Below are 10086 nucleotides of genomic sequence, written 5' to 3'. Positions count from 1 at the left end.
CCGCAAGCGGAATGTTGGTGCAGTCGTGACCCTCGCGACGACCGAATGTGAGTTTGATCTGGCATGCAAACCAGATTGCCAAAACCGGCTCGACCCTTGGATCGCAAACCGAAAGGAGCTTCCGCCGCTACGCCCGACCACACCAGCCTGATGGCGTGCTCGGTCAAGTCAAGGTCAAGCCGCTGCGCGGCGGCCCTCCGGGCCGACCTTGACGTGACCTGCGCGCGCCATCTTCACACTGCCACGGTCGGGACGAAGAGCTGGCCTGCAATCGAACAAAGAGCTGATCAAACACCTTGACACGCAAACTCCCCATGTGAGCAATCCAGAGTTCCTCCGCGGAAAGATTCCGGATTGCTCCGCTTCGCTCGCTATGATGGTGTGGGTGGAGCTCGGCACACGTTGTACGCTTGAGACGCGACCGGGACAAAGCTTTCCGGAGTCGGTTTCGGCAACTCCGGACGGCTAGGTCTTCTTCCGCGCGACGCTGGCAGCGAATGCCTTCATCAACTCCGCATCCACAGCATCGCCCTTCGCATCCGCCGCGAGGTGCTCAAACCACCTCGCAAAACCTTGGTAGACCTGGCTTGCCGGATGATCGGACCCCAGGAAGCCTGATATCTCCTGCATCTCCGCGACCCAGCGATAGGCCTTCGGGATCATGTCGGGCAGCGCGACCTCGAGCCGCGCCAGGATCGCGGGCTGGCTCAGCGCGAGCTCGTCGCGGAGCGCGTCCGCGGCGCCTGCTTTGGTTGCTGCCAGGACCATGGCCGAGCCAATCCCGGCAAGACCCTTGACGATGCCGGCATAGGACATCTTGAGCGCGGAGGCCGCACCGACCGGGCCTTCGACCACGCGGATGTCGAGCCCGAGATCTTTCAGCACAACAACGTCCCTGGCATGCTCACCCGACAAATAGAATGCCGGGCTCTTGCCGCCCGGCTGCGGCGGGAAGCCGATGATGCCGCCGTCGACGAAGGGCGCCTGGGCCGAGCCGATGATCTCCTCGATGCGCTTTACCGTGTCGACGTTGACGGCGTTGCAGTCCACCACGACAGGCTTCTTCGCGCGCCTGACAATGAGCGCGGCCAGCCGCTCGGCGAGCGCCACCGCCTCGCCCGGCGGCACGATCGAGAGGATGATGTCGGCGTCCGCAATCGCATCGTCCCCGGCGCCGACCATGCCGGCAGCCGCGGCCCGCTTCAACGTCGCCTCGCTTCGCCCCTCCAACGACGTCAGCACGCGCGCGCCGCTCTCGTTCAGGCGGCGCGCCACCGCGCTGCCCATGGCACCGGGCGCGAGGATCGCAATGGTCTTTGACGCCTTGGACATCGAGGCACTCCGGTTCGAATTCCGAGCGCTGCGCTCAGTTGGACCGGAACAATAGCAGAGGACACGAACGCCTGCGTGACCCGGGGCCATCCCGCATGGGAATGGCCCTACTCCGCCTTCGCAGGCTCCGGCCGAAGTGTTGAGGCGTTGGCGATGCGCGCGGCGTTGGCCATGCCCGCAAGCGCGGCGGCCTTCTTCGGATCGGGCGCCGAGCCAGGCTGCACCACGCCGGCCGACATGATCAGCGTTGCCGCATCCTCGGCGGTGAGCTCGACCTCGATGATCTTGCTCCTGGGCACGTAGAAGAAGAATCCGGTGGTCGGATTCGGCGAGCACGGCAGAAACACGGAGACATGTTCCTCCTGCCCCGGCAGGCTGCGGGAGATCTCTTCGTTCGGCGATTGGGAAATCAGCACGATCGACCACATGCCGGGCGAGGGAAACTCGACGAGGCCGACTTTGCGAAAGCTCGAGCCCTTGCCTGAGAACAGCGTCTCGAACACCTGCTTCAGACCGCGATAGATCGCGCGCACGGCCGGGATCCGGCCGAGGAAGGTCTCGCCGACATCCACCAGGGTACGGCCGATCAGGTTCGCGGCGAGGAAGCCGACCAAGGTCAGCGTGAAGAATGCGACAATCAGTCCCCAGCCGGGAACGCCGTAAGGAAGATAGGTTTCGGGACGATAGGCCAGCGGCACGAATGGCCGCACCACGCCATCGACCCAGGTGACGAACCACCAGACCAAGTACAGGGTGATTGCGATCGGACCGGTGACGATCAGTCCGGTCAGGAAATAATTGCGGAAGCGGCCCATCAGGCCGGTATGTGGTTCCGGGGCGGGATCAAGCGGCGCAGGCGCGTCGTCGCGGGGGGTCATTCGGGTTCCAGGTCGGTCGCTACATTCAAGCTAGGGACTTCTAGCAGGTTTTGGAAGAGCGTGACCTGATCCCTTCTGCCTATTCCACCGTCACTGACTTCGCGAGGTTGCGTGGCTGATCGACGTCGGTGCCCATCACGACAGCCGTATGATAGGCGAGCAGCTGCACGGGGACGGCATAGACCATCGGCGTGAAAGCCGCAGCCATATCAGGCATGACGATGGTGACGAGCGAATCCACTGTCGCCTCCGCCGCGCCCTTGGCGTCGGTCATCAGGATGATGTTGCCGCCGCGGGCGGCGACCTCCTGCATGTTGGAGACGGCCTTCTCGAACACCCTGTCGTGGGGCGCGATCACCACAACGGGCATGGTCTCGTCGATCAGCGCGATCGGGCCATGCTTGAGCTCGCCGGCGGCGTAACCTTCGGCGTGAATGTAGGAGATTTCCTTCAGCTTCAGCGCGCCTTCGAGCGCCAGCGGGAAGCTGGTGCCGCGGCCGAGATAGAGCACGTCGCGGGATTTGGCGATCCGGTGCGCGAGCTTCTCGATCTGAAGCTCGGTGGTGAGCGCGTCCGACATCAAGCGCGGGACCTCGACGAGACCGTGAACGAGCTTGGTCTCATCCTCATCGGACAATTCGCCTCTCGCCTTGCCCGCCGCGATCGCGAGGTTCGCCAGTACCATGAGCTGGCAGGTGAAGGCTTTGGTCGAGGCGACGCCGATCTCGGGGCCGGCTAGCGTTTGCAGCACGGTCTCGCTCTCACGCGCGATGGTCGAGGTCGGGACGTTGACGACGGCAATGGTGTGCGCGCCCTCGGCCTTGGCGTAGCGCAGCGCAGCAAGCGTGTCGGCGGTCTCGCCTGATTGCGAGATGAAGATCGCGAGATCGCCCTTGCGCAGCGGCGCTTCGCGGTAACGGAATTCGGAGGCGACATCGACTTCGACCGGCAGGCGTGCAAAGCGCTCGAACCAGTATTTTGCGACGATGCCGGCGTAGCTCGCGGTGCCACAGGCCGTGATGTTGATGCGCTGGATGTCCTTGAAGTCGAACGGCAGCTTGACCGGCAGCGAGACGCGCTCGCTCGCCATGTCGACATAACGGGCCAGCGTATGGCCGACCACTTCCGGCTGCTCGTGGATCTCCTTCGCCATGAAGTGGCGGTAGTTGGCCTTGTCGACCAGCGAGGTCGAGGCAGCGTGCCTGATCTTGTCGCGCGTGACGGGCTGACCGTCCTTGTCGAAGATATCGGCACTTTCGTGCGTCAGCACGACCCAGTCACCGTCTTCGAGGTAGCTGATCGTATCCGTGAACGGGCCGAGCGCGATCGCGTCCGAGCCGAGATACATCTCGCCGTCGCCATACCCGATCGCAAGCGGCGGACCGTTGCGGGCGCCGATCATGAGATCGTCGTCGCCGGCGAAGATGAAGCCGAGCGCAAAGGCGCCGCGCAGGCGGGCCAGCGTCAGCTTCACCGCCTCGACCGGCTTGTTGCCGCGGCTCAAGAGATCGTCGACGAGGTGCAGCACGATCTCGGTGTCGGTCTCGGTGTGGAACACCGTGCCCTTCTTCTCGAGCTCCTCGCGCAGCTCGCGGAAATTCTCGATGATGCCGTTATGCACGACCGCGACGCGATCGGTCGCATGCGGATGGGCGTTGTTGACGGTCGGTTTGCCGTGCGTGGCCCAGCGGGTGTGACCGATCCCGGTGGTGCCCTTCAACGGCTCGGCTTCCAGCCGCTTCTCCAGATTCTTCAGCTTGCCTTCGGCGCGCCGGCGCTCGAGGTGCTTGCCTTCAAGCGTGGCGATACCAGCGGAATCGTAGCCGCGATATTCGAGACGTTTGAGCGAATCCACCAATTGCTCTGCAACCGGTTCGCGCCCGAGAATGCCGACAATCCCGCACATGCGGATCAATATCCCCCAAATCGTCGAAAAAATCGCCTAAACGACGCGCCCGGTTTTTAACGAAATTCCCAGGGAACCAGATAGTCAATAATTATTGCAATTATTGCTGATCGAGACAGCCCCCGGGCGCCCTGCGCTTCGTCTGAAGTGGCCGGCCTTTAACCGCGTGCATTAACGCGTTGTCAACAGATTTGACCAACGATTCCTCCGCCAGGAGATGTGGCCATGAAACGCACGTCCGACCGCAAAGGTCTGTCATCGAGTTTGGTACACGCCAGCGAGACCACGGGCACGCACCTTGCCCATTGGCCACCGCCCCAGCGTGCCATGGAGCGCGGCAAGGAAGCCAAGCCTGTCCTCGTCACGCAGGCCGCCGGCGAACCGGCAAAGCGCGCCAGGCCGCGCGGCTGGCGCCTTTCGCGCGCGATGTTCTCCGAGGTCGCCGACGACGACTAGCGCCGCTTATTTCTGGGTCGTCTTGCCGGTCGTCTTCAGCTCGCGGTAGCGCGCAGCGCCGCCTTCGCGGATGGTCTGCTGATTGCGCTCGAGCGCCATGGCGTCATCGGGCACGTCGCGCGTGATCACCGAGCCGGAGCCGATATAGGCGCCATTGCCGATCTTCACGGGAGCGACCAGTGACGAGTTGGTGCCGACAAAAGCGCCCTGCCCGATTGTCGTCTTGTGCTTCTTGAAGCCATCGTAGTTGCAGGTGATGGTGCCGGCCCCGATGTTGGAATTGGCACCAACGGTGGCATCGCCGATGTAGGAGAGATGGTTGACCTTGACGCCGGCCTCCAGCGTCGCGGCTTTGGTCTCGACGAAATTGCCGATCCGCGCACCGTCGCCGAGCGACGTGCCGGGACGCAGCCGCGCATAGGGACCGATCGAGACGTTCTTGCCGAGCGTAGTCTGCACGATATGTGAGAAAGAGTGGATCACGGTCCCGTCGGCGATCGAAACGCCCGGTCCGATCACCACGAAGGGCTCGATGGTGACATCCGTGCCGAACGTCGTGTCGGGGGCAAGATAGACGGTCTCAGGGGCGATCAGCGTGACGCCGGCCTCCATGGCCGCCTTGCGCAACCGCGCCTGCATCACGCCCTCTGCTTCCGCAAGCTGGGCCTTGGTATTGATGCCGCGCACTTCGTCCTCGCTGGTCTCGATCACCACGGACTCCCATCCATTGTCGCTGGTAATGCCGACCGCATCGGTCAGATAGTACTCGCCCTTGGCATTCGCGTTGCCGATCTTGTCGAGGATCGCGAGGGCGCGGCGCCCGTCGACCGCCATCACGCCGGCATTGCACAGATTGATCTTGCGCTCGTCCGCACTAGCGTCGGCGTGTTCGCGAATCGCGACCAGGCGGTCGCCCTCGACGATGAAGCGGCCATAGCCTGTCGGATCGGCCGCACGAAAGCCGAGCGCGGCAATCGCCGCGCCCCTGGCGAGCGGCGCGCGCAACCGCGCAAAAGTCTCGGCCGAGATCAGTGGCGTATCGCCGAACGCGATCAGGACATCATCGACGCCCCGCGCGATGGCCTCCCGCGCTGCCAGCACCGCGTGAGCGGTGCCCAGCCGCTCGGCCTGGACGAACACGAGCGCATCGGGACGGATCCGCCTCGCCTCGTCCGCGACCGCCTGATGATCCGGGCCGATCACGACCGCGAGCGCGGTGCCGGTTCCCTGCGGTGCGGCACCCAGCACATAGGCGAGCAATGTCTGGTGAGCGACGGAATGCAGCACTTTCGGCAAGCTGGATCGCATGCGCGTGCCCTCGCCGGCGGCGAGCACGATCGTGAGGCTTGAGCGGGCGGTCATCGCAATCCTGTCAAAAATGGCCGAAACGATCGTCATGTCGACGGGCGACAAGCCGATGTCGCCTGAGCTTGTTGCCTTGCTACCCCCGCAAACGCCCGGAATTCAAGTGCGCGTGGGTTTTCCTGTTAATGTTCCTTGATTGATTCGGGGAAGCCGGACAGGGCTGGGCACTCAACATTCATGGCAAAGGATTCCGACCCACTGGCGGATGCCTTCGGCGACAAGGAGACCGGCGGACTGTTCTCCGGCCTTTTGGCCGAGGAAAGCACGTTCGATCGTCGCATGCTCTGGCGGCTAGGCTCCTGGGGCGCGGCCGCCGTCGGCGCCGTCGTGATCGCCGTGATGGCCAACCAGGCCCAGCTCGGCTGGCGACGAGACCAGGTCGCCTCCGCCGATCTCGCCCGCCAGTCCGACCGGCTCCAGGTGCTGACCAAGGAAAGCCAGCTCGAAACGCGCCGCCTCACCTCCGCGATCGAGACGCTGAACTCCGATCGCGACCGGCTTTATACGCGCATCACGGTGCTCGAACAGGGGCTCGATTCCGTCACGGGCGCCCTCGCCAGGCAGAACGCGACATCACCCCAGCCGCCGGTCCCCAAGCCGCAGGACCCGCCCGTTGCGGCTGCGCAACCCGCGACGCCGGCACCTGAGATCGCGCCGGTCGCCTCCACCGCGGCCTCGCTGGTCGACAGGCCGCGCGCAGGCGCTGGCAAGGAGCCCAAGGACAGCTCGAACAAGGACAGTTCGAAAGACACAGCAAAGGATCCGACGAGCCCGCCGCCGCAGAGCGCTTCCGCCGCCTCGCTCGTACCGCTATCGTCGGTGACCACGTCAGCGATCCCGATCCCTCCGCTGGTGCCATCGAAGTCGATCATGGCTCCGCCCGATCCGGCCGCATCGAAATTGATCGAACCGGACGCGACCGACAAGGCCGCAGAGAAGAAACCTGAGCCGACGCCTCCCGCGACCGAGATTGCCGCGACACCGGCCAAATCACCGGAAGCAAGCCAGGCAGAACCTTCCGCGATCACGGTCCAGCAGACGCGCTTTGCGATCGATCTCGGCGGCGCGAATTCGGTCGACGGCCTGCGCGCGCTCTGGCGTGGCCTGTACAAATCCAATCCGGAAATCGCCGCGCTCCGGCCGATCATCATGATCAAGGAAAGCGGTAACGGCCTCGGCATGCAGCTCCGCCTTGGCGCCGGCCCCCTGATCAACGCCGCTGCCGCGGCGAAGCTCTGCGCCGGTCTTGCCGAGAACGACCGCCATTGCGAGACGACCGTGTTCGACGGCCAGCGCCTGTCGATGCGCGGCGGCCAAGACAAGGCTCAAGACAAGGCCCAAGACAAGGCCCACGACAAGGCTCAAGACAAGAACCAGGACAAGGGCTCAGACCAGAACCAGGACAAGAACGCGGAGAGGAGCCAGGACGCGCTACCGCAAGCTGAAACCGCCCCTGCTCCCGCGCCCGCTGCCAAGCCCGAGAGGCATCGCCGCAGCTACTCCTCCAAGCGCTCGTCAAAGCGCGAGGAGCCGGCGCCTGCACCCGCGCCTCAGCCGGCTGCTCAAGCCAAGCCCGAGACGGCCTCGACAAGTTCGACGCTGTCGTCGTTCTTCAGAAGGTAGGACTATCAGGCATTGGGTCGAAGCCGCAGCGTCTCGCCGAAACGAGGCTCCTAAAAAACTGCGGCCAACTGGCTGATCTTGATTGCTGCGCAAATGATCATGCCCCAAAGCGCAAAATTGATCTGCAACGCCTCAGCCATCCCCCAACCTCCCTTGCGTCCTCGCAGTGACGCTCTCGAACGGCGTGATCTGCTCCTGATCGGATCGGCACGCCCGCGCTTCATGTGGGATGTTAGGCGACCCAGGAACTGTCGCAAATCCGTATCGCTACGGTTCTGATTGCGTTGGGGTGCCGTCAAAAGGAGCGCAGAGGGCGCGACGCCCCCGGCAATAAAATGCCCCGCCCCTGTTGCTCCCTCCCGCCATCCCAACCATATTGCCCGCATGACAAAAAAGCCGTTCCGCCTTACGCCCTATCAAGTGCAGTTTCTCATCGTCGTCGGGTTCGTTACCGTCGGCTGGGCGCTCTATGTGCGCTATCTCGCAATCGAGTTCTCGACGGTGGCGCTCGCATGCGACGCCGGCTTGCAGACCATGATCTGCAAGGCACGCTCGGTGTCGACGTCGCTGTTCAAGAATTCGGTGTTCGGCATTGTCGCGCTGGTCATCGCGACGCTGAACCTGATGCGGCCTTCGATCGTGCTGCTCACGCTCGGCGTCATCGCTGCCGGCCTCGGTATCGTGCTCTACAACATCGTGCTGGCAGGCCTTGCGATCGGCCTGCTCATCCTTGGCTTTGCTCGGCCCGCGCCCGCCACAGCGTGAGCGCGAACAGCAAATAGATCGCGCAGGTCCACATCGCCTGCCAATTGTCGCGGCCTTCGTTCAGAAGCACATAGACCGCCGACAGCGCCAAGAGCCCCGCGAACACCGCTTCCGCAATCGGCCGCACGCCGATCTGCGGCCGGTTCAGCATCAACAGCGCGAACGGCACCACCGCCATCGTCAGCGAGGCATAGGGGAAGTCGCGGTAGCGCGGATCGAATACGAATCCAAGCGCGGTCTCGGCCGCGATCACTGCCGTGACCGCCACGGTCAGGCCGAGCACGGCCGAGAGTTTTGACCATTTGCGGCCCTCGCGCGGACCCAGCAGGTCGAGGAAGCTCGGCAGGTTGCGGCCGATGACAAGCGCCTGCGCACAGAAGATCGGCGACAGGATGCCGGCGAGCAGCAGCGCGCCCCATTGCAGCCAACCGCCCCAACCGTAGCTCTCGTAATACATTTTGTCGGCGGCGATCCCGAGCAGGATGCCCGCCGATGTCGCGGAGATGCCGACGCCAAGCCAGGCCGAGAAGCGCGGCGTCCAGGGCCGGCGACGCAGCGTGATGCCCGCGACCGCGAACACCAGCACGCTGAGGACCATGCCTGACCCCATGTACCATTTCCAGAACGGGAAGTTGCTGATCGGCTGGCCCGGCGGATATTTCAGCTGGCGCCGCACGGAATCGAGCAGGCCCCAATAGCCGCCGACGGTGCCCTCTAACCGCCGCTTCCACGGCTGGTCATAGGCCTCGATCAGGTTGACGCGAAACTTCTGAGTCTTGGCAAGCGCCAGGATTTCCGAGACGACCCGCGCCTGGTTGGTACGCGACGGCAAAGCTCCGTCGCGCATGCGACCTTCGCTCGGCCAGCCGGTTTCGCCGATCAGAATCTCCTTGCCGGGAAACGCCACCGCCATGCGCTCGCGGATCGCCTCGACATGGGCAGAGGCGAATTTCGCCTTCACGGGCAAATCCTCCCAGTAAGGCAGGATGTGAATCGTGACGAAGTCGACGGCGTCGTAGACCTCGCGGTTCTTCAGCCAGTATTCCCACACGTCGGCATAGGTCACGGGCACGCTGACCTGCGCCTTGACCGAACGGATGATCGCGATCAGATCCTGTGTCGTCATCTCTCCGCGCAGCAGCACCTCGTTGCCGACGACGAGCGCGGAGATGGTGTCGGGAAATTCCTTGGTGAGGCGGATAGCGGTCGCCACCTGCTCAAAGTTCTTGGCGCGGTTGCTGCCGAGCCAGATGCCCTGGATCACCTTCAGCCCTCCGACCTTGGTCGCGACCGAAGGCACCTGGTCGAGCCCGTTCTCGATCGAGTAGGTGCGGACGCAGTCGGTGATCTGCTTCAGTTGCCGCAGGTCCTGCTCGATCTGGTCGGCCTCGATGTGGGTCCATGCGTTCAATGGCGTCTGCTCGCCGCGGAACGGGGCGTAGGAGACGCATTGGACCTTGTCGTTGGGGTCGATGGGGGCACGCGCGAGCGTGATCGGCGTGGCAAGCCACCACCACACGGCAGCAATCGCACCCAGGGAGACGAGCAGAAGCGCCAGTGGCGTACGAAGAGAAATCGGTTCCGTCCTCCGCGAAGGGCCCGTCGATTACCTGCTCGCACGCCGTCTGCCAAGGGGGGGCACGGGTGAGACCCCGCCTCTCCCCGGCGAAATAACCTGCGGCCGTTAGACCGGGCCGTAGGATCGTGACTTTGCTGGACAAAAATCCAAATACAGGCCAATGGATTTCACGCGACTTTTCC

General features: G+C 64.1%; 8 protein-coding genes. 3 read left to right on the top strand and 5 right to left on the bottom strand.

The window, feature by feature from the left end:
* Nucleotides 1-465 precede the first annotated feature (465 nt).
* From BM222_RS27620 to glmS, 3 genes are all read right to left on the bottom strand, one after another.
* A complete protein-coding gene (locus BM222_RS27620) occupies nt 466-1332 on the bottom strand; it encodes a DUF1932 domain-containing protein (protein WP_092235054.1) in 867 nt (288 codons plus the stop codon).
* 107 nt (nt 1333-1439) lie between these two features.
* Nucleotides 1440-2210, bottom strand: a complete 771-nt coding sequence (locus BM222_RS27615; RefSeq protein WP_092235051.1) for a DUF502 domain-containing protein — start codon at nt 2208-2210, stop codon at nt 1440-1442.
* A 79-nt stretch (nt 2211-2289) separates the two neighbouring features.
* Nucleotides 2290-4116 carry a glutamine--fructose-6-phosphate transaminase (isomerizing) gene (gene glmS / locus BM222_RS27610; protein ID WP_092235049.1) on the bottom strand — a complete coding sequence of 609 codons (1827 nt, stop codon included), beginning with the start codon at nt 4114-4116 and terminating at the stop codon, nt 2290-2292.
* Nucleotides 4117-4341: 225 nt separating this feature from the next.
* Here glmS and BM222_RS27605 point away from each other — a divergent pair, with 225 nt between their 5' ends.
* Nucleotides 4342-4572 carry a hypothetical protein gene (locus BM222_RS27605; protein WP_092235046.1) on the top strand — a complete coding sequence of 77 codons (231 nt, stop codon included), beginning with the start codon at nt 4342-4344 and terminating at the stop codon, nt 4570-4572.
* A gap of 6 nt (nt 4573-4578) precedes the next feature.
* Here the strand turns inward: BM222_RS27605 and glmU are convergent, their stop codons facing one another.
* Nucleotides 4579-5934, bottom strand: a complete 1356-nt coding sequence (glmU, locus tag BM222_RS27600) for a bifunctional UDP-N-acetylglucosamine diphosphorylase/glucosamine-1-phosphate N-acetyltransferase GlmU (protein WP_092235089.1) — start codon at nt 5932-5934, stop codon at nt 4579-4581.
* Nucleotides 5935-6114: 180 nt separating this feature from the next.
* Here glmU and BM222_RS27595 point away from each other — a divergent pair, with 180 nt between their 5' ends.
* Nucleotides 6115-7560 (top strand): hypothetical protein, encoded by a 1446-nt coding sequence (locus tag BM222_RS27595; RefSeq protein ID WP_092235043.1) that lies wholly within the window; start codon nt 6115-6117, stop codon nt 7558-7560.
* Nucleotides 7561-7944: 384 nt separating this feature from the next.
* Nucleotides 7945-8325 carry a hypothetical protein gene (locus tag BM222_RS27590; RefSeq protein WP_092235040.1) on the top strand — a complete coding sequence of 127 codons (381 nt, stop codon included), beginning with the start codon at nt 7945-7947 and terminating at the stop codon, nt 8323-8325.
* On the opposite strand, the gene BM222_RS27585 is transcribed toward BM222_RS27590, so the two are convergent.
* Nucleotides 8285-9844, bottom strand: coding sequence for a glycoside hydrolase family 17 protein (locus BM222_RS27585; protein ID WP_244547267.1), 1560 nt, complete (start codon nt 9842-9844; stop codon nt 8285-8287). The genes BM222_RS27590 and BM222_RS27585 overlap by 41 nt on opposite strands.
* Nucleotides 9845-10086: the final 242 nt, after the last annotated feature.

Source organism: Bradyrhizobium sp. Gha (assembly GCF_900113735.1).
Lineage (GTDB): Bacteria > Pseudomonadota > Alphaproteobacteria > Rhizobiales > Xanthobacteraceae > Bradyrhizobium.
Note: the sequence above shows the minus strand (reverse complement) of the source record. Positions and strands in the feature narration are given on the sequence as shown.

Bases quoted from the DNA above. Each gene is read 5' to 3' on its own strand.
- glmU (WP_092235089.1), bottom strand. From the start codon at position 5,934: ATGACCGCCCGCTCAAGCCTCACGATCGTGCTCGCCGCCGGCGAGGGC.
- BM222_RS27595 (WP_092235043.1), top strand. From the start codon at position 6,115: ATGGCAAAGGATTCCGACCCACTGGCGGATGCCTTCGGCGACAAGGAG.
- glmS (WP_092235049.1), bottom strand. From the start codon at position 4,116: ATGTGCGGGATTGTCGGCATTCTCGGGCGCGAACCGGTTGCAGAGCAA.
- BM222_RS27615 (WP_092235051.1), bottom strand. From the start codon at position 2,210: ATGACCCCCCGCGACGACGCGCCTGCGCCGCTTGATCCCGCCCCGGAA.
- BM222_RS27590 (WP_092235040.1), top strand. From the start codon at position 7,945: ATGACAAAAAAGCCGTTCCGCCTTACGCCCTATCAAGTGCAGTTTCTC.
- BM222_RS27605 (WP_092235046.1), top strand. From the start codon at position 4,342: ATGAAACGCACGTCCGACCGCAAAGGTCTGTCATCGAGTTTGGTACAC.
- BM222_RS27620 (WP_092235054.1), bottom strand. From the start codon at position 1,332: ATGTCCAAGGCGTCAAAGACCATTGCGATCCTCGCGCCCGGTGCCATG.